This is a genomic window from Streptomyces sp. NPDC044033 (assembly GCF_056434425.1).
Window position 1 is genome coordinate 66052 of sequence record NZ_JBWKFF010000019.1, and the last position, 18991, is coordinate 85042.

Annotated in this window: 19 protein-coding genes; 5 read left to right on the top strand and 14 right to left on the bottom strand. The window is 70.7% G+C overall.

Annotated features, from left to right (window positions below):
- Window positions 1-137: 137 nt before the first annotated feature.
- From AC07AB_RS29345 to AC07AB_RS29355, 3 genes are all read right to left on the bottom strand, one after another.
- Window positions 138-839: an SDR family oxidoreductase gene (locus AC07AB_RS29345; protein ID WP_478572945.1), complete on the bottom strand. Its 702-nt coding sequence runs from the start codon at window positions 837-839 to the stop codon at window positions 138-140.
- The gene (locus AC07AB_RS29350) at window positions 829-1557 is read right to left on the bottom strand and encodes a phosphoribosylaminoimidazolesuccinocarboxamide synthase (RefSeq protein WP_478572948.1); all 729 of its coding nucleotides are present in this window, start codon (window positions 1555-1557) and stop codon (window positions 829-831) included. The genes AC07AB_RS29345 and AC07AB_RS29350 overlap by 11 nt, the downstream gene beginning before the upstream one ends.
- A gap of 140 nt (window positions 1558-1697) precedes the next feature.
- Window positions 1698-2627, bottom strand: coding sequence for an isopenicillin N synthase family oxygenase (locus AC07AB_RS29355; RefSeq protein ID WP_478572951.1), 930 nt, complete (start codon window positions 2625-2627; stop codon window positions 1698-1700).
- A 567-nt stretch (window positions 2628-3194) separates the two neighbouring features.
- Here AC07AB_RS29355 and AC07AB_RS29360 point away from each other — a divergent pair.
- The 5 genes from AC07AB_RS29360 (at window position 3195) to AC07AB_RS29380 (ending at window position 7447) form a co-directional block, all read left to right on the top strand.
- Window positions 3195-4310 (top strand): acyl-CoA dehydrogenase family protein, encoded by a 1116-nt coding sequence (locus tag AC07AB_RS29360; RefSeq protein WP_478572953.1) that lies wholly within the window; start codon window positions 3195-3197, stop codon window positions 4308-4310.
- Window positions 4311-4378: 68 nt separating this feature from the next.
- Window positions 4379-5587, top strand: coding sequence for an acyl-CoA dehydrogenase family protein (locus AC07AB_RS29365; RefSeq protein WP_478572956.1), 1209 nt, complete (start codon window positions 4379-4381; stop codon window positions 5585-5587).
- Between the two features lie 33 nt (window positions 5588-5620).
- Window positions 5621-6178 carry an NUDIX hydrolase gene (locus tag AC07AB_RS29370; protein ID WP_478572959.1) on the top strand — a complete coding sequence of 186 codons (558 nt, stop codon included), beginning with the start codon at window positions 5621-5623 and terminating at the stop codon, window positions 6176-6178.
- 77 nt (window positions 6179-6255) lie between these two features.
- A complete protein-coding gene (locus AC07AB_RS29375) occupies window positions 6256-6840 on the top strand; it encodes a hypothetical protein (RefSeq protein ID WP_478572962.1) in 585 nt (194 codons plus the stop codon).
- 46 nt (window positions 6841-6886) lie between these two features.
- Entirely contained in the window at window positions 6887-7447 is a 561-nt protein-coding gene (locus tag AC07AB_RS29380; protein ID WP_478572965.1) for a TIGR03086 family metal-binding protein, read from the top strand.
- A gap of 29 nt (window positions 7448-7476) precedes the next feature.
- Here the strand turns inward: AC07AB_RS29380 and AC07AB_RS29385 are convergent, their stop codons facing one another.
- The 11 genes from AC07AB_RS29385 to AC07AB_RS29435 all read right to left on the bottom strand — a co-directional run bounded on the left by AC07AB_RS29385 (window position 7477) and on the right by AC07AB_RS29435 (window position 18885).
- Window positions 7477-8682 carry a CaiB/BaiF CoA transferase family protein gene (locus AC07AB_RS29385; RefSeq protein ID WP_478572967.1) on the bottom strand — a complete coding sequence of 402 codons (1206 nt, stop codon included), beginning with the start codon at window positions 8680-8682 and terminating at the stop codon, window positions 7477-7479.
- A 58-nt stretch (window positions 8683-8740) separates the two neighbouring features.
- Window positions 8741-9478 (bottom strand): hypothetical protein, encoded by a 738-nt coding sequence (locus AC07AB_RS29390; RefSeq protein WP_478572970.1) that lies wholly within the window; start codon window positions 9476-9478, stop codon window positions 8741-8743.
- Window positions 9478-10572 carry an LLM class flavin-dependent oxidoreductase gene (locus AC07AB_RS29395; protein WP_478572973.1) on the bottom strand — a complete coding sequence of 365 codons (1095 nt, stop codon included), beginning with the start codon at window positions 10570-10572 and terminating at the stop codon, window positions 9478-9480. Before AC07AB_RS29395 ends, AC07AB_RS29390 begins: the two co-directional genes overlap by 1 nt.
- Window positions 10573-10584: 12 nt before the next feature.
- Window positions 10585-11841 carry a metal-dependent hydrolase family protein gene (locus AC07AB_RS29400; protein ID WP_478572976.1) on the bottom strand — a complete coding sequence of 419 codons (1257 nt, stop codon included), beginning with the start codon at window positions 11839-11841 and terminating at the stop codon, window positions 10585-10587.
- 103 nt (window positions 11842-11944) lie between these two features.
- Window positions 11945-12655: a glutamine amidotransferase-related protein gene (locus tag AC07AB_RS29405; RefSeq protein WP_478572979.1), complete on the bottom strand. Its 711-nt coding sequence runs from the start codon at window positions 12653-12655 to the stop codon at window positions 11945-11947.
- Window positions 12652-14010: an adenylosuccinate synthase gene (locus tag AC07AB_RS29410; RefSeq protein ID WP_478572980.1), complete on the bottom strand. Its 1359-nt coding sequence runs from the start codon at window positions 14008-14010 to the stop codon at window positions 12652-12654. The genes AC07AB_RS29405 and AC07AB_RS29410 overlap by 4 nt, the downstream gene beginning before the upstream one ends.
- Window positions 14010-14993: a phosphoribosylaminoimidazolesuccinocarboxamide synthase gene (locus tag AC07AB_RS29415; protein WP_478572983.1), complete on the bottom strand. Its 984-nt coding sequence runs from the start codon at window positions 14991-14993 to the stop codon at window positions 14010-14012. The genes AC07AB_RS29410 and AC07AB_RS29415 overlap by 1 nt, the downstream gene beginning before the upstream one ends.
- A 35-nt stretch (window positions 14994-15028) precedes the next feature.
- Complete coding sequence (locus AC07AB_RS29420; protein ID WP_478572985.1) at window positions 15029-16078, bottom strand: beta-ribofuranosylaminobenzene 5'-phosphate synthase family protein; 1050 nt, start codon at window positions 16076-16078, stop codon at window positions 15029-15031.
- Window positions 16079-16109: 31 nt separating this feature from the next.
- The gene (locus AC07AB_RS29425; protein ID WP_478572988.1) at window positions 16110-17021 is read right to left on the bottom strand and encodes an ABC transporter substrate-binding protein; all 912 of its coding nucleotides are present in this window, start codon (window positions 17019-17021) and stop codon (window positions 16110-16112) included.
- A gap of 155 nt (window positions 17022-17176) precedes the next feature.
- On the bottom strand, window positions 17177-18196 hold the full coding sequence (locus AC07AB_RS29430; protein WP_478572990.1) for a carbohydrate kinase family protein: 1020 nt from the start codon (window positions 18194-18196) through the stop codon (window positions 17177-17179).
- Entirely contained in the window at window positions 18196-18885 is a 690-nt protein-coding gene (locus AC07AB_RS29435; protein ID WP_478572993.1) for an HAD family hydrolase, read from the bottom strand. Before AC07AB_RS29435 ends, AC07AB_RS29430 begins: the two co-directional genes overlap by 1 nt.
- Between the last annotated feature and the right edge of the window lie 106 nt (window positions 18886-18991).

Consider the following 18991-nt stretch of genomic DNA (forward strand, 5'->3'; position numbering starts at 1 on the left):
ACCGTTCGTCATCCTGTGCTCGGTAAGCGGTCGGCGAGGATCGGTTCCGGGAACACGGCGACTCGTTCCGCGTCGCTGCCGACCGGGTCCGAGGCCACGATCGTGGTCGGCGCGCGGCCGGGACTCATCGGCGGGCTCTAGACATGCAGCAGCCGGTCGATTCCGGTCACCGGAGGGGCCGGCAGAGCGGCCGGGCGGAGCTCGACCTCGCCGACCACGAGGTCGGTGGGCCAGACGTCGACGATGTCGGCGACGCACCGGCCGACCGACTCGGTACTGATCTTGTACGGGGAGTCGTCGCCCTCCAGATTGGCGATGGCCCCCGGCGTGACCAGGCAGCCCCGGACGCCATTGCCGCGCTCCTCCAGCAGCAGCGTCTCCATCAGCGCCTTGACCGCGGCCTTGGTGGCGCTGTAGACCGCGCCGCCCTCGAAGTAGTGGGTGCTCGCGTTGCTGCCCATGGTCACGAAGAGCCCGCCGCTGCGCCGCAGCGCCGGCAGCACCGCTTTCATCAGATGGAAGACGGAGGTGAGGTTCACCGCGACGATGCGGTCCCAGTCCTCGGCGGACAGCTTCTCGATCGGGTCGAGCACCCGGTCCACGGCGTTGGCCACGCAGGCGTCCAGCCGTCCGGTCTCCGCGAGCACCCGGGCGACGCCCTCGGCGATCTGGGCCGGGTCGGCCAGGTCGCAGCGGTGTTCGCCCAGCCAGCGCTCGCCGGCCGTCGTGCGGTTGAGCGAGCGGACCCGGTAGCCCCGGTCGTGCAGCGCGGCGGCGATGGCCCGGCCGCTCCCCCGGTTCGTACCGGTCAGGAGCGCCACCGGCGCGTCAGATGCCATCGAAGGCCCGCTTCCACTGGGCGACGATCTCCGCGCCGGAGACCCCGTCGCGGAACAGGTCCTTGTCGAGCCGCGACCCGTCGGGGTGCCGGATGCGCATGCAGTCCTGCGACACCTCGGAGATCAGGCTGAGCCCGCCGGCCGCGTCGAAGCCGAAGATGACGCAGAAGTCCCAGATCTCCAGCGGCGCCAGCCAGGACCGCAGGACGTCGTTGACGGTGAACGCGTGGGCCCGCATGGCGTCCACGGGCAGGTCGAGGGCGCGCAGATAGTCCTCGCCGATGGGCTGGTCCTCCGGATCGGTCCGGTAGTCGAACTTCACCACGGGGCGGGGCAGCGGCTCCCCGTCCGGGAACAGCCCGGGGTACTTGCGGGTCGTCGAGCCGTTCGCCACGTTCTTGACGATGACCTCGAACGGCGGCGCGGGGCAGTACCGGGCGAGGTACATGTTCTCGCCGACCCGCTCCCGGAAGGCGCAGTCCACCCCGGCCTTGGTCAGTTCCGCCGCCGCGCGCTCGTAGAAGTCCAGGCGCAACGGCCCGGTCTCGTCGACGAGTTCGTCGCGGTCGTAGGTGAAGCTGCGCAGGCTCGGGATCAGCCGGACCAGGCACAGGTCGTCCGGCAGCAGCCACAGTTCCTTGCTGCGGCCGGTGATGTCGGCGGGCTCACTGGCCGCCAGGCGGGCGAGGGCGTCGGTGTCGACGGCGCCTTCACGCATATCTCTGCCTCCCACTCACATACGGATCGAGCGCTTTCGCGAACCGGGCGTTGCTATGTGCCGCGCGTTCTCCCGTACCGATCGGGTGCTCGCCGTCACGCCATCACGCCGCCGCGCCGTACAGCCACCCGCTTTTCCGTTCATTCATTTCCGAGGCCGCGGAACCTGTTCGCGATGAAGTCCCCCCATGTCTCGTCCAGAACCGTGAGCCCCTCGTCCGAGATCTGCCACTGCTGGGCCTTGTGCGCCGGATAGGCGAAGAGCACCGACGAGAGCCGCTCGTAATCGGTCTCCGTGTACGTGCAGTGCACGCGGTGCGTGGACGGGCGGAATCGGCCCTGCGAAGCGCTGGACAGCATCCTGCCGACGTTGCAGAGCACGACGTCCGATTTCGCGATCACCGGCTCGACCCAGGTGCCGTCGTGCAGGATGTACTGCAACCCCTGGTCGGAGGGCGGGAGCTGGAGCCCCAGGAACTGGATTCCGGAGTGCTCGTGCGCGAGCACCTCCCGGCCGTCCAGGTCCCGGTAATGGATCACCCGCAGGTTGGTCGCGTCCCTGGAGAGGCCGAAGTCCGGTGTGCCGTCGGGCATCATGCCCCGGATGACCTCGCCGAACAGCGAGATGAGGGTGAACGCGGTGTCGAACACCTCGCGGGCCCGGTCGCCGAATTCCGGGAATGCCGCCAGGACGGCGCCCGCTCCCGACGGCTTGCCGGCCAGCATGGCGCCGCTCACATGAATGAATTCCTTGGGGTCGGGCACACCCTTGGCGAGCCGCGGAATCTCCGAGAGGTACGGGAAGAAGCCGTGCGTGCCACCGTTGGAGAGCTGCGGCACGGAGGTGTACTCGTAGTCGGCCAGGCTGGGCTCGTGCGAGGCGCAGGCCGTCGCGAAGCTGTTCATCATGGCGTCGACCCGTGCCCCGATGCCCGGCACCTCGACGGACATGAAGCCCCAGTCGGTCAGCTGGGTCTCGATCTCTTTGGCGGCGGAATGCATATCCGTTCGGAGTTCACCGATCCGTACGGACGGTACAAATCCGCTGAGTCGCATCGGGGTGACATCCATGGTTACACCAGGTCCTCTTCTTGGTCAGGTCCTCGGTTGCACCGGACTCTCCCGCCGGCGCTCCCCATCGGCGCTTTTCCGACAACGCGTCCTGCACAGCGCCCTTTGATCAGCGCTTCGTGCCCAGTGATTTCCGATCAGCACCTTCCGACCGATGCCATCCGATCGCCGCCATCCGACCGGGCGCCTTCCGATCGGCGCCTCCCGGTCGAACCTTTCCGATCAGCGCTTTCCGATCAGCAAGCCGGGATCCGGACAGTCCCCGCCGCCATAAAATCAAAGATTATCATTGCCTCTCGATCAGTCAAGGTCGCCCGGTCCGGGGCCCGTTGAGTAAATGCCCGGGAGCACTGCAAATGCCTTGTGACCAGTGGTGAAATCCTGCCGCCAGGGACGGATGCGGCGGTAATCGATCTCTACCGATGCCCTGAATCACCCAGAATGCCCCTGCCCGACCGCTTCTTCGCGCAGCCCGGAAATACTCATTCGCACTCGACCGCCTTCCGCACCGGCAGCAGATCCCTTAGATTATCTCTGCGTGATTCGCGCGAGCCGACGGGAGCGGTTGTGAGCTACCCCTTCAGCGACGACCAGGAGGAGTTACGGCGCACGGTGCGCCGATTCCTCATCGAGAAGTCACCCGAGTCCGAGGTACGTCGGCTGATGGAGAGCGCCGAAGGCTTCGATCCCGCGGTCTGGCAGCAGATGGCCGGGCAACTGGACCTCCAGGGCCTGGTCATTCCGGAACGGTACGGCGGCGCCGGACACTCCTATGCCGAACTGGTCGTCGTCCTGGAGGAGATGGGGCGGGCGCTGCTCTGCGCCCCGTACTTCTCGACCGTCGCACTGGCCGCCAACCTTCTGCTCGCCACGGACGACGAAACGGCCAAACGAGAATTCCTGCCCGCGATCGCCGCAGGCCGCTCCATCGCGACGGTCGCCCTCACCGAGCGCTCGGGGCGCTGGGACGCGGACGGCGTCACCCTGGAAGCCGTCGGCGAGGGTGGCGGCTGGAGCCTCAGCGGCGAGAAATTCTACGTGCCCGACGGCCACGCCGCCGACTTGGTACTCGTCGTCGCCCGGACCCCGGCCGGGGTGTCGCTGTTCGCCGTGCACCGGGGGGCGAGCGGCTTCGCGGCGACGCCGGTCCCCACCCTGGACCAGACCCGTAAGCTCGCCAGGCTCCGCTTCGACCGTACGCCCGCCCGCCTCATAGGCGCCGACGGGCAGGGCCGGCCCGCCGTCTCCGCCATGCTCGACCTCGCGGCGATCGCCCTGGCGGCCGAACAGGCCGGGGGCGCCCAGCGGGTGCTCGACATGTCCGTCGAATACGCCAAGCTGCGCGTCCAGTTCGGGCGGCCGATCGGCAGCTTCCAGGCGATCAAGCACAAGTGCGCCGACATGCTCATCGAGGTGGAGTCGGCCAGGTCGGCGGCGTACTACGCCGGCTGGGCGGCCGCGGAGCGCAGCGACGAGGTCCCCGCGCTGGCGAGCCTGGCCAAGTCGTACTGCTCCGAGGCGTATTTCCACGCCGCCGCCGAGAACATCCAGATCCACGGCGGCATCGGCTACACCTGGGAGCACCCCGCCCACCTGTACTTCAAACGGGCCAAGAGCAGCGAGTTGATGTTCGGCGACGGCGCCTACCACCGTGAACTGCTGGCCCAGCGCATCGGCATCTGAGCCCAGGGCGCATCGCGGGCCGACGGACCCGCTTACCGCTGCGGCAGAGGGATTTGGAGAGGGAAACCGTGCACCGAGCGATCGACGACACCGTGGAACCCCGCGGCTCGCGGACCGACGCCCGCCCGCCCTGCGAGCCGCCCCGCACCGGCGGGGCGGACGCGTTCCGCCGGTACGTCCGCGAGTGGATCACGGCCAACGCGCCGGCTCCCGAAGGGCCGTACGACCAGTGGGAACAGCGGTTGCTGGCCGCGCGGCTGATCTGTCCGGCCTGGCCCGAGGAGCACGGCGGGTCGGCTCTGAGCCCGCTGGACGTGCTCGTCCTCGCGGAGGAGTGCGCGCGCGCCGGGGCGCCGCTCGTCCAGCGGTGCGCCGGCGAGCACCTGGTCGGACCCGCCGTCATGGAGCACGGCACACCGGCGCAGCGGTCCGCCCTCCTGCCGGGCATCGTCTCCGGCCAGGACCGGTACTGCCTGGGGTTCTCGGAGCCGGACCACGGCTCCGACCTGGCGTCGGTGGCCACGGCCGGGGAGGTGCGCGGCGGGGAGGTCGTCGTCACCGGGGTGAAGACCTGGGTCGCGGAGCCGCACCGGGCGAACATGATCGCCGTCCTGTGCCGTACGTCCCCCGCCGCCCCGGCGCGCCGGGGGCTCTCCCTCGTCCTGGTGCCGCTGACGCCCGCGAACGGCGTCCACGTCCACCGGGTACGGGAGTTGACCGGCTCTCGCGGGCTCGGCGAGGTCCGTCTCGACGGGGCCCGCGCGCCGCTGTCGCATGTCATCGGGGGTGTGGGCAACGGCTGGGCGCCCGCGATGACGGCTCTCGCGCACGGCCGGGCCCACGAGGCGGCGTCGGCGCACCTCGGGTTCGAGGAGCGGTTCTGGGAGCTGGTCCGGGAGGCGCGGAAGTCGGGCCGGGCTCGTGAGTCGGAGGTCCGCTCGCAGCTGGCGTGGGCGTACACCCGGATCACGCTGATGCGCGCGGGCGGTCTGCGGCTCGCGGCCCGCGCCGCCGCCGGGGCTGATACGGGCGCCGAGGAGGCCGTCGCGGCGCTGTTCGGCTCCGAGTTCCGGCGCCGGTTCGGTGAGATCGCGGTCGGCGTCTCGGGGGCGGCGGGACTGGTGCGTCCGGAGGGGGACGGCTACGGCCTGAGCGGGTGGCAGGAGGCGTTCCTGGCGGGCCGGGGAGCGACGGTCGGCGCGGGGACGAGCGAGGTCCGGCGGAACGTCATCGCGGAGCGGGTGCTGGGGCTGCCGAAGGACGGCGGTGACGCCTGAATCGGGGCGGGTGAAGACCCTAGGATGCCTCGTATGTTTGCCGCCCAGCAGTCAGTCGCCGACAGGCTTGCCCGCCTCACCCCGCAGGACGAGGCGGAGCGCGCCGACGTCGAGCGGATCCGCACCCTCATCGAGACCGCCGAGGACCCCTGGCCGCGGTCTCTGCCCCTGCACATCACCGCTTCCGCGTTCATCGTCCACCCTGACAGCGGCCGGGTGCTGCTGCGCTGGCACAAGCGCCATGAGTCATGGCTGCTCGTCGGGGGCCACGGCGATCCGGGCGAAACGGACCCGCTCGCCATCGCCGTGCGGGAGGGGCAGGAGGAGACGGGGCTGAGCGACCTGGCGCCCTGGCCGGACGCGGAGATCGTGCACGCGGTGATCGTGCCCGTACCGGCCAACAGCCGGGAGCCCGCGCACGACCACGCCGATCTGCGGTTCGTACTGGCCACCCGCCACCCGGACGCCGTTCGGCCGGAGCACTCGGACGCGCCGCTGCGCTGGCTGTCGCCGCATGAGGCGCACGAGGCCATCGACGAGGCGAATGTGCGCGAGACGCTGTCCCGGGTGGAGAAGTTGTTCGCCGGTTGATTCCACCGGAGTCCGCCGGCGGCCCAGCACGCCGCGAGCGGTCCCGCCCGCGCGAGGACGACGGAGGGGATTGAAGGATGTACGCAGTGCTGTCGGTGACGGACAAGAGCGGCATCGTGGAATTCGGTGCCGGGCTGCGGGACTTGGGCATGAAGCTCGTGGCCACCAGCGGTACCGCGCGGCTGCTGGCGGACGCGGGCATGGAGGCGACCGTCATCGGGGATCTCTCCGGGGTTCCGGAGATGATGGGCGGGCGGGTGCGGGCCTTTCACCCGTCGGTCTTCGGCGGGCTGCTCTACCGGCGGGGCAACGCGTCGGACGAGGCCGAGGTACGGCAGCACGGCATTCCCCGGATCGATGTGCTCGCCTGCAACTTCCGGGATCTCGCGGGCGATGGCGGGGTCGCCGGGGCGCTGGATTCGATCGACATCGGCGGCCCCGCCATGCTGCGGGCCGCCGCCAAGAACTTCGTGAGCGTGCTGCCCGTCGTGGACCCGGCGGACTACGGAGAGGTGCTGCTCGCCCTGGCGTCCGCCGGGGGTGAGGTGGGGTCGGTGGATCCGGTGTTCCGCCGGTCGCTGGCGGCGAAGGCGTTCGGCCGCACCGGTGCGTACGACCGGTCGATTCAGCGGATTCTCGACCGCGCCGGGGAGCCCGAATAGCGCGGTTCCCATGAGAAGCATCCCGAGAATCGCCTACTGTGCTGCCATGGATGTTCGAGCATTACATGAGGAATCGCTCCGCTCGACCGGCCAATTCATCGGCGGCGTCCGCGCGGATCAATGGGGCGCGCCGAGTCCCTGCGCGGGGTGGGACGTCCGGCATATCGTCAACCACTTGGTGGCGGGGAATTTCTGGGTCCGGGAACTCGGCCTGGGCCGCACGATCGAGGAGGTCGGGAAAGACCTCGACGGCGATCTGCTCCAGGACGACCCGGTCGCCGCCTATGAGGCGTCGGCCGCGGCGGCGGCCGAGGCTTTCGCGGCCGAGGGTGCCATGGAGCGCCTGTGGCCCCTTTCGTACGGCGCCAGGCCGGGCCGGGTCTACGCCCGGCAGCGGTTCATCGACGTGTTGATCCACGGCTGGGACATCGGCACCGCGGCCGGGCAGGAGCCGCGGCTGCCGGCGGATCTCGTCGAGGCGTGCGCGGCCGTCTTCGACGCGCGTCCGCAGATGCTCCAGCAGTGGGGTTTCGCCGAGCTCGACCCGGCCCCGGCCGCCGGCGACCCGCAGGCCAGGCTGCTGGCCCTCACGGGTCGCCGCGGCTGAGATCGGCCGCGAGCCGGGCGGCGGGGCTTCTACGGTGCTTCCGCCGCTCCGCTCCCGGCCTCGTCCAGCTCCGCCAGCACCTCCTCGGTGTGCTCCCCGAGCAGCGGCGGCCGCCGGTAGACGCCCGACGGTGTCGAGGTGAAGCGAATCGGGCAGTTGGGGAACACCACCGGGCGGGCGCCCTCCGGCTGCTCGACGGCGACGAGCATGTCCCGGGCTCTGACATGGGGGTCGGTGAAGAGATCCGCGGCGTCGTTGACGGGACCCACCGGAACGCGGCCGCCCAGAATTTCCGCTATCTCAGCCGTGGTCCGCCCGACCGTCCACTCCGTCACCACCTGTTTGACGAATTCGGCGTTGGCCACCCGGTCGCCGTTGGAATTCGTCCGTTCGTCGCCCACGAGTTCCGGGCGGCCGATGACATCGCAGAGCACTTTCCAGTGGTTGGGGGTCGGCGCGGCTATCGCGCATTTCCCGTCCTTCGTCGGGTAAATGTCGAAGGGCGCGAGCTGCGGATGGCTGTTGCCCGTCGGGCGGCTCACGGCGCCGGTGTAGGAGTAGCGGTAGACCGCCGTCTCGCAGAGGGAGACGATCGAGTCGACCATCGCCACGTCGACCATCTGCCCCTGCCCCGTCTGGCGCGCGTGCAGCACGGCGGAGACGATGCCGATCGCCGACAGGGTGGCCGGGTAGAGGTCGCCGATGGTCGGGCCGACCCGCACCGCCTCCGACGCGTCGGCCCCCGTCATGCTGACGATCCCGCCCATGGCCTGCGCGACGACGTCGTACGCCGGCCAGTTGACGTACGGACTGCTGCCGGTGCGCGGGTCGCCGAACCCGCGGATCGACGCGTACACCATCTGGGGGTTGCGCTCGTGGAGCGCCTCGTAGGACAGCCCCCACCGCTCCATGACGCCCGACCGGTAGTTCTCGGCGAGGACGTCCGCCGTGTCGACGAGCCTCAGCAGGGTCTCGCGGTCGGCGGGGGTGGACAGGTCGAGGACGATGCCGCGCTTGTTGCGGTTGATGCTGGCGAACAGGCCGCCGATCTGCCGCCCGGTGTCGTCCTTGGTGAACGGGCCGCTGAACCGCGGGAGATCGCCCGTCGGCGGCTCGACCTTGATCACCTCGGCGCCCAGGTCGGCGAGGATCATCGTGCAGAAGGGACCGGAGACCGCGCGGGTGAGGTCCACCACCCGGACCCCGCGCAGCGGTCCCCCGGGCGCGGTCTGCATGGGGGCCGCCTGTTCGTGCCCTCTCAGATAGGCGGGCTCGTCCTGTGAACTCGGCTGCCTAGCCAACTCGTTCCGTCCCCTCGAAGGCGCTGATGTCGGCCCGGCACACATAGCGGACCGGCCGGATGGTCAGCTCGCCGGTGAGCGCGAGCGCCGACACCGGCTGCGTCGGGCGCAGTCGCGGCTCGCCCCACGCGGCGGAGTCGAACACCGGCAGCGACGGCCGGCCGCGCTCCACCGACGCGATGGAGTACGCGCGCTCGACCTGTACGAGCCGGCTGCCGACCGGCAGCCGGGCCAGCTGCATGGTGTCGGTGAACTGCACGTCGGCGGCGGAGATCGCCTGGGGGCGCAGCATCCGCACGTCGAGCGCCACGTGCCCGCTGCGCCGTACCACGGCGGAGGCGCCGAAGTGGCGCAGGCGCACGTCGATCTCCGCCTCGCGGACCTTGTACCCCCACCGGTCGGCGAGCAGCCGCCCGGCCTCGGTGCCCTGGACGAAGCAGGACACCTGGAAGCCCCGGCTGCGGACGCCGCTGCGGCACACGATCCGGGTCTCGGCGAGGGCGAACGGGCCGGCCTCGCTCTCGCGCGCCGTGAAGACCGTCAGCGTGATCGCCGGGGGGCTCACGGGGTGCAGGCCCGGGGGCAGCAGGTCGAGCCGGGACGCGCTGTGGACCTCGTACACGGCCTGGAGCAGCTCCACGCCGCGGCACACCAGGGGTTCGGTGGCGAGGGCGGTGACGTACGGGGCGCCGGCGGCCAGCGCCTCGGGGTCCGCGGTACCGCTGAGCATCAGTGCGCCTCCTTCGCGAAGTGGGGCATGACTTCCGAGGCGAACAGCCGCATGCTCTCCAGCACTTGTTCCTGCGGCACCAGATCGGTGGTGTTCAGCAGGAAGTTGATCGCGTCCACGCCGATGGACTCCCAGATCTCGATGGCCTTGATGATCTGGTCGGGGCTGCCGATCGCGATGCCGTCGGGGATCGGCCGCTGCTCGCCGGGGTCGTCGTGCCGGATCTGCGCGACGCTGCCCGCGGCCAGGTTGCCGAGCGACCGGTAGGCCGGTGTGGGATAGACCTCGCGGGCCCACAGCAGATGGCTGTTGAGCAGGCCGAAGCCGGTGAACATCGCTCCGCCGATCCGGCTCGCGACGGCGTCGTCCTCGTGGCAGAAGAGGTAGTTCATGGTGGCGACCTGGTCGTTGACCATCGCGCCGACGGGGTCGCACTGCTGGATCCGCCTGCGGTACTCGGCGGTGCGCGTCTCCTGCTCCTTGAAGCTCGCCGCGGCCACGCCGAGGCAGCCGATGCCCCGGTCGGCGGCGTCGCACTCGGTCCCCGGCGAGGTGACCGTGACCCACAGCGGCGGGTGCGGGTCCTGTACGGGCTTCGGGACGACGGGCCGCTCGGGGAAGGAGAAGGTGGTGCCCTCGTACGCCACGCGCTCCTCGGTCCAGAGCCTGGGCAGCACATGGACGTACTCGTCCCAGGAGATCTTCGTGCTGTCGGGGTCGACCATGAATCCGCCGAGTTCCGTGATGGTCGACGCCCGCGCGGTGCCCATGTCGAGGCGGCCGCCGGAGAGGATGTCGAGTACGGCGGCCCGCTCCGCCACCCGGATGGGGTGGTTGATCTGCGGCACGCATACGACGCCGCCATGGCCGACCCGGATCTTCTCGGTCGACATGGCGGCGGCCGTCAGAAATAGCTCGGGAGCCGAACAGTGGGAGTACTCCTGGAGAAAGTGGTGCTCCACCGCCCACGCCGTGGCGAATCCCAGTTCATCGGCTAACCGGCACTGTTCCAGCGCGTCCTGGTAGGTCTTTGCCTCGGCGCCCCGCGTCAATGGCTGCGGTACCGAAAGCTCGAAGAAAATACCGAATTTCATGTGCCGCTCCTGTCAGGCCCTCGCGGGCCTTAGCACCCGTACTCCTCCGGCGAGGACCACGATGGGCTGGACGATGGCGCTGATATCGCTCAGGGGGTCGCCTCGCACCGCGAGCAGATCCGCCCGTCTGCCCGGCGCGAGAACGCCCGTATCGCTGATTCCCAGATGTTCCGCGGCCCCGGAGGTCGCCGCCGCCAGGGCCTGGCGCGCGGTCATTCCGATGCCGTCGTCTCCGACGAGGGCGGCCAGGTCGGCCGGGTAGCCGTCGAACTGCCGCTGGGGTACCCCCGCGTCCGATCCGGCGACCACCGGCACCCCCGCCGCCAGCAGGTTCCGGAAGACCTCGCGGATTTGCACCTGCTTCTTGTGGAACCGCGCCGCGACCGGTGCCGGCGTACCGGGTTCGGCGCCGCGCATGCGGTGCATCGCGCCGCTGATGGTGGGGACGAACGCGACGCCGCGCTCGGCCATCAGCTCCGCGGTGGCCGGGTCGTACTCGATGCCCTGCGCGGTCTCGAACAGGCAGTGCTCCAGCGTGTGCGCCCCGGCGTCCGCCGCCCAGCGGATGCTCACGGGGTCGTAGGCGTGGACCGCGACCCGCACGCCGAGCCGGGCGCTCTCCTCGACGCAGGCCCGGACCTCCTCCTCGCTGTACTGGGGGCTCAGCGGGTTGGTGCGGGGGGTCAGATTGCCGCCGCTGAGCATGAGTTTGACCCAGTCGGCGCCGTCGCGCACCTGGCGCCGGACGGCGACCCGGATCTCGGCGGCGGTGTCGCATTCATGGCTGAACCAGTGGCAGTGGCCCCCGGTCACCGTAATCGGCCGGCCGGTGGCCAGCACCCGCGAGCCCGGTACGAGGCCGTCGGCGATCGCGGCGCGCAGCGGGAAGGCGACCTCGTTCACCGTGCCGAGGTCGCGCACCGTGGTGACGCCGGCCTCCACGGAGGACCGCAGATTGCGCACCGCCCGTACGGCCAGGGCCGCGTCTCCGGCGCGGGCCTCGCGCCGGTAGTCGCGGATGGGGGCGTCCGAGCCCGACAGGGCCATGTGCGCATGGCCGTTGATGAGGCCGGGGAGCAGCGTGGCGCCGGGCAGGTCGATGTGGAGGGTGTCGTCCGCGGCGTCGTGCCCGAGGTCGGCGCGACGCCCTACCGCGGTGATCAGCTCGCCTTCGACACGGACGAAGCCCTCACGGATGGGTTCGGGCGCGCTGCCGTCCCAGACCCGCTCGGCTGTTATCAGGCATCGGTTCACGCCGTGCTCGCCCACGTCCCGCCCCCTCCTCCACCACGTCCGCAGGTTCTCCCGATATCGACTGTCCGGATATTCGCTGTCGTGGCGGAGGGTCCTTCACTCCGTATTCCAGACTTTATCATTTCAACACGAGCTCGCGTAGCGCTGCTTCAATGATTCGGTGGCCCGATTCGCCGCGCGGACCGATGATCGGCTTTGGATGGAATCGCACTCCTGCCACAGTCATACTCCGGTGTTCCACTGCCATGACGACTCCTTCCGCCGTCCTCGCCGTGATCTCCGGGAACTCGGGGATCTGTGCCGCGAAGATCGGGTGATCGCGCCCTGCCGTGAATCGATTCGGGATCCCGGCGAGCAACCCGCGGCCTCTCGCGTCGATGGGCGACACCTTGCCGCACACCGGTTCGGGAAGCGGTAAGAGGCCCCCGCCGAGATATTCGGCGATCGCCCGCGGTCCCGGACGCACACCGAATAAGGGAATCCCGATCCGCAATGCCGCCGGGAGCGTCCGGCGCGTATCGAAATCCGTCGGACGGCCCGGCCGGGGCGAGCGGGGCCGGCAGTTCCGGCCGCTCCTCGGACGGCCGCCGGCTCTGCCCCTCCTCGCCGGAGCCGGGCGGCGGCCCGCGGACGTCACGGCCTTGCCGAGCGCTCCGGCGCCGACGGCAGAGCGCTCCCGCTGCGCCCTCGCGCCACCGGCGGTGGTGAATTCATCCGTCGACATGACTGCCCTCCGGCCGGCGGCTCTTCGCCGCCGCGCTCCGCTGCCATCCGGTCCGCACACCCGCCTCGTCGGTATCACGCCCGGGCCCCCCGGGCCCGCGCTCATCTCTTGGACAGCAGCGAGGTCTCGGAGAGCATGACCGTGTCCCGGCGGTCCGGGCCGACGCCCGCGGCGACGATCTCCACGTCCAGGAGCGACGACAGATAGTCGATGTACCGCCGGGCGGCCTCCGGTATCGCGTCCGCGCCCCGGCGCGCCACCTCGGTCCAGTCCCGCTCCGGCCAGCCCGGCAGCCGCTCCAGCACGGGGGCCGCCCTCGCTGCGTCCCTGAGCCGCACCGGGTAGGCGTCCACGGCGCGCCCGTCCACGCGGTAGCCCGTGACGACTTGGACCTCGGACAGGCCGGCCAGCACATCGATGTTGGTCAGCACCAGTTCGGTGATGCCCTCGACCTCGATGGCGCGCCGGACCATGGCGGCGTCGAACCAGCCGACCCGCCTGCGGCGGCCGGTGACCGTGCCCCACTCCCGGCCCCGGTTCACCAGGTGCTCGGCCACCTCTCCGTCGAGCTCGCCGACCAGTGGGCCGCCGCCGACCTGCACCATGTACGCCTTGGCGACGCCGAGGACGGTGAACTGCTGCGCCGGGGAGGTGCCGGTCCCCACCGTCACCCCGGCGGCGCCGGTGAATCCGCTGGTGACGTAGGGGTACGTGCCCTGCTCCAGGTCGAGGCCGAAGCTCTGCGAACCCTCGTAGACGAGGTACCGGCCCTCGGCCCGTGCCTGACGCAGCCATTTCGAGGTGTCGCACAGATACGGTTCCAGCCGGCGGCCCGCCGCCGCGTACTCCTCGACGAGCCGGGCGACCTCATCGGCCACCGGCCCCTTCCCGTCCGGCCCGCCGAAGACCTGTTCCGTCAGGGCCCTCTTGAGCGGGACGATCCGGGCCAGCCGCGCCTTCAGCAGGTCCTCGTCGAGCAGGTCGACGAGGCGCAGCCCGATCCGCGCGACCTTGTCCTCGCGGCAGGGGCCGACACCGCGGCCGGTCGTGCCGATCCGGCCGGTGCCGTCGGCGAAGCCGGTCGCCGCCGAGGTGGCGAGCTCCGCGCCGCGCCAATGGTCCTGGGCGATGTCCTGCTCGATGTGGTACGGGAAGATCACGTGCGCCGACTCGCTGATGCGCAGATCGATGTCGAGTCCGCTCTCCCGGAGCCCCGCCAACTCCGTGAGCAGGGAGCGGGGGTCGACCACGCACCCGCTGCCCAGCACGCCGACGGCGCCGCGCAGCACCCCGGCGGGGACCTGTACGAAGCGGTGCTCCCCGCCCTCCGCCACGACGGTGTGCCCGGTGTTGGGGCCCGCCTGGTAGCGGACGACGGCGTACGCGCCCTCGCTCACCAGGTCCGTGATCTTCCCCTTGCCCTCGTCGCCGGCCTGACAGCCGACAATGACCAGGTCCATCACGCACCTCCCCGGCCGGCTCCGGGCACGGCGTCCGCGAGCTGCCGCACGACCTGGTCCAGAGGCCGGGCGCCCCAGACGCGCGTACCGGTCCAGGCTTCGCACAGGGAGCGGTACATCTCCGCGGCCAGGTCCACCACTTCGTGCGGCAGCGGCGGCGGCGCGGGCCAGGTCGAGCGGGGGCGCCCTTCGCGCACCCACTCCTCGACCCTGCCCTGCAGGCCGCTCGCGGCGTAGTGGTCGCGGAGTACCTGCTTGCTCACATGGGCGCCGTCGAGCAGCAGCCGGGCCTCGTCGGGCGTCCCGGCGTGGTCGACCAGGATCAGCGCGCCCCGGTCGTCGCGGCCGAACTCGACCTTCCCGTCGGCGTGTACGAGGCCGACGCCGCGCGCGTGCGCCGTCACGGCCTCGTCCACGTTCCGCGTGCACTCCTCCAGGGCGGCCTGCTGATCGCCGTCCAGACCACCGGTCCTGGCCGCCTCTCCCCGGTCGATGAAGCGGTCGATCTCCTCCAGTTTGGTGGTGTATTCGATGGCGGGGCGGTCCAGGACGGCGCCCGGCCGGGGCGGCTCGGTCAGCCCGATGTCACCCGGTGCCAGCCGCCCCAGTTCGAGGCGGCGGAGCACGGACGAGCCGGGCGGGATGATGTTGCGGAAGATGACCTGGAGCGGGATCAGGTGGTTGACGTCCGTGGGTGCGAGCGGGTGGCGCCGCGGGTCGATGACGCGCAGGAGGGTGAACTCCAGCTGGTTGGGCGGGTGGAAGGCCCGGTAGTGCGTGGGGATGCCCGCCCGGGCGAACAGGTCGAAGTTGAAGGCCGCGATGCGGCAGCACGCCTCTCCCTTGTCCGGGATCGGGTCGGGCATCTTCCCGTAGTGGAAGACCGAGTAGTCATCGGTGAACTCGAACTGCCCCACCCCGCTCCTGCCGGGCTGCGGCTCCCGCCGGGCGACCAGGTTCTTCGTCGAATACCTCTTGGGCAACGCGCCGTCCTCCCGTTCGCGAGTCTCGTGGTCTCTCAGTCGACCAGGGACAGATCGTCGAGCGCGGGGATCCACTCGACGGTGGCGGGCGCGTTCCGCGCGCCGCTGAACCAGAATTCGCGCACCACGCCGCTCTCGCGCAGCTCCGTGAGCCGCTCCACCGCGGCCTGCGGCCGCCGTGTGAAGGCGTAGCACATCGGGCCTTCGGAGCTCATCGCGATGGCGTCGATCTCCTTGCCGGTCCGGGCCTCCTCCAGGAGGAACTTGACCTGGTCGGACTGCATGGCGATCTGCTTCTGCTTGAAATAGCTCTCGTAGGTGAGGAAGTTGACCGCCTCGCAGAAGGCCCGGTAGTCGGCCTCCATGACGGAGGTGGCGAGGTTCATCAGGACGGCGTGCGCGGTGCGCCGGGCCTCTTCGGCGGGGATCGGCAGCGTGCGGGCGAAGAACTCCCGCTCCACTTCGCCGTGCATCTGGTGGCCGTTCGGGATGATCACCAGGATCGGCCAGGACGGGAACTGCGTGGAGATCAGGACCGGCGGCCGCTGTCCGCCGCCCGCGTACCGGGTCGGCACGAGATAGCGCTTCGGGTCGTCGGAGAAGTCGTCGGGGTTGCGGTGCCCGCCGTCGACCAGGAATCCGCCGCGCTCGATCAGATTGGGGCTGGCGCCCGAGGTGCCCGCCCGCCCCGCGGCCCGCGCGATCTCCGCGCCGTCGATCGGCCGGCCGGTGAACTGGGCGTACGCCCGGCCGACCGCGACCGCGGTGGTGGTGCCGGAGCCGAAGCCGGTGTGCGGCGGCAGCCCCTTGCGGATGACGACGCGCGCGGCGGGCCCGTCCCACGCGGCCCGCAGGCGGTCCAGGAGCGCGGTCACGGCCTCCGCGTGGGCCGCCCCGTTCTCATCGGTCTCCACCGTGTTGGTCTCCGCCGGGAGGACCAGGGCCTCGAAGCCGGGTGAGCGCAGCGCCATGGAGGCCATGCCGTTCCGGCGGCCGGTCTCGCCGTTGAGGTCGATGAGGGTGAAACTGACGCGGCATCCCGTGCGGATGCGGACGCCCCATTCCTGCGAGTCTGCCTCTGACATATCTCTCTCCCTCGCGAAGTGATGGCGCCGGTTATTTGAGCGCGTCCTCGCCGGGGAGGCCGACGACCAGATCCGCATATGCGGCGCCGGATTCGATCAGGTCCCACCGCTGCATCCACGCGTAGGACTTCTCGAACTCTTCGCGGGTGTACGGGGCCGGCTCCGCGTAGCGCAGCCGGGGCAGGTGGAAGTCGTCCGCGGTGATCTCGCCGTGGAATTCCTCCGGCAGCGAGTCGATCAGGTAGTGCAGATACCGGCGTTTGTCGGCGTTGATGTCGGCGATCGCACGGCTGACGGCGCGGTTGCAGGCCGCGTACACGGCGGGGTCGAAGTCGGGCGCGGCCAGTTCCAGGCCCGCGTAGTGGGTCTCGATGACCTTCTGGAAACCCTGCTTCTCCGCCAGGGCGATCCACGGCTCGGAGAGCGCCACCACCGCGGCTTCGCCCTTCTGGACGGCGCGGTAGCCATCGATCGTGTGGTAGCCGACCGTCTTGATCTCGGAGGGCGTCAGGAATCCCTCCAGCATCTGGATGGCCGCGTAGTGGTTGCCGTTGTGGAAGCTGACGGCGATCGGGGCGCCCGCGAGCGTCTGCGGGTAGGTGTACGGCGAGCCGGGCGCCGCCATCAGGGCCATGACCGCGATGGAGGACCGCTTGCCGATGATCTTCGCGCCCCGCCGGCTGTCGTGGGCCCGCCGGATCTGCCCCCATTCACAGGCGCGGTACAGGTCGACCTGGCCCTCTTCGAAGGGCACGTGATTGCGGATGGAGTCGACGAGCTGGTGGTCTTCGGCGGGCTCGGTGAGGGTCTGTTCGGCTCGGTTCTTGACGAATTCGACTTCGATGTCCTCCGCCGCGAAGTAGCCGTGTTCTTCCGCTACCAGCCAAGGGAGTGCGAAAACCGCGGAGGGGCCAATTCCTTCAGTGCGAACCGTAGTCGTCACGTTGACGATCTCCTTCTCACAAAGGGGGTTTTCTCGCCCGGTCAGGCTAAACACAGTGGTGCGGTCGGGGCAAGGGGCTTTCTGCTCAACAGAATTCCGCCGTCAGTAATGTCTTGAGGCGCACGGGTGCGGTGGCGGGACAGCAGATACAGGGGTCACGGTATTTCACCGGTCCGCGTCATCAGGGCCCGGGATCCGGTGGGGTCGCGGACGGGTGCGCGCGCTTGTCTGACCCTCAGCACCGTCTGCGCGCTGCCGGTGCCCAGTGCGAGGCAGACGGGGTGTTCCGCGCCGGAGAGCAGGCCGAACAGGAACCCCCCGGCGAAGGCGTCCCCGGCCCCGAGCGCGCTCGGGGCCGGGGAAATCTCCTCGCAGGTCACCACATGGCGGCCGGCGGGTCCGTGGACGAGCGCGCCGCGGCTCCCGAGGGTGACGACGGCCAGCACGCCCTGCCGGGCCAGTTCGGCCGCCGCGTCGTCCGCCGTCGCCCTGCCGGAGACCGCCGTGACCTCGGCCTCGTTGCCGAGGACGACATCCACCCCGGCCGCCAGTACGGCGTCGAAGCGCTGCCGGTGGTCCAGGATCAGCCGTCGGTCCGAGAGGGCCAGAATCCGTGCCGCGCCGAGGGCGGAGGCGCGGGCCATGGCGGACCGCCCCACCTCCAGCCCCTCGTCGGTGGCCAGCAGATACCCCTCGAAGAGGACCGCGTCGCACGGCTCCGACCGGGCGAGGTGGGCTGCCACACCGTCGTGCAGGGCCCGCAGCCGCCATGGTTCGCCCTGCCAGATCAGAAAGGCCCGCTCGCCGTCCGGCAGGAGCAGCACCAGACATCGGCCGGTCGCGCCGTCCGCCCCGGGCGCCAGCGGCACGGTGACGCCGCGGGCGGCGAGGTCGTCGCGGATCGCCCGCGCGAGGCCGTCCGTCATCGAGGCCGTCAGCAGCGAAGCGTGCCCGCCGCTCGCCGCGAAGGCGACGCAGGTGTTCGCCGCGCTGCCCCCCGCCGTGGCGGCCGCCTGTCCGCCGGCGAGCCGCGCCACCGCGGCCTCCAGGCCCGCGCGGTCGCGGAACACCGCCGTGCCGGGGGTGACGCCCAACGCCTCGCAGACGCCCGGCCGCACCGCGACGACGATGTCGGCGAGCGCGTCCCCGACGGCGACCAGGCGCGGGCGGTCCATCAGAAGTGCTCCGCCAGGTCGGAGAAGCGGTCGACCTGGAGCAGGTGGTCGGGGGCTTCCGGCACGGGCTGCCGCTCCAGCACCCAGGTGTCGGGGTGGGGCACGTACACGGCGCGGAGTCCGGCCGCGAGGGCCGGCACGATGTCCGACTTCGGGGAGTTGCCGATCATCCAGGTGCGGGCGGCGTCGGCCTTGGCCCGCTCCACCACCGTGGTGTAGGTGTCGACGGTCTTCTCCGGCACCACCACGACGTCCTCGAAGAGCGGTGCCAGCCCGGACCGTTCGACCTTGGTGGTCTGCTCCTCGAACTCCCCCTTGGTCAGCAGGATCAGCCGGTGGCGGCGCTGGAGGTGCGAGAGCGTCTCGCGCACCCCCGGGATCAGTACGGGCACCTGGTCCAGGATCCGGTCGCCGAGCTCGGCGATGGCCTGCGCGTGGTCGACGGACGCCACCTGTGCGTGGACTCGCTCATAGCACTCGTGCAGGCTCCGTACGAAGCTCTTGGCGCCGTATCCGTGCACCTTGCAGTTCGCGGTCTCGATCTCGTCGAGCATGCCGCGCAGTTCGCCGCGCGTCGTCCGGTCGTGAAACACGAGGTCGATGAACTCCTCGATGGCACGCTCGAAATAGATGTTGTTCTCCCATAGCGTGTCGTCCCCATCGACGAGCAGACACTGGTTGACGATCAAGCTCAGCCCCCAACGGGTGATCACACGGAACTCGGGTGAAAGGCCATCTGCCGCGTCGCACCGAGACGTTCGGCGTTCGCTTTTCCTGTTCGGCCTGGTGCGAAAA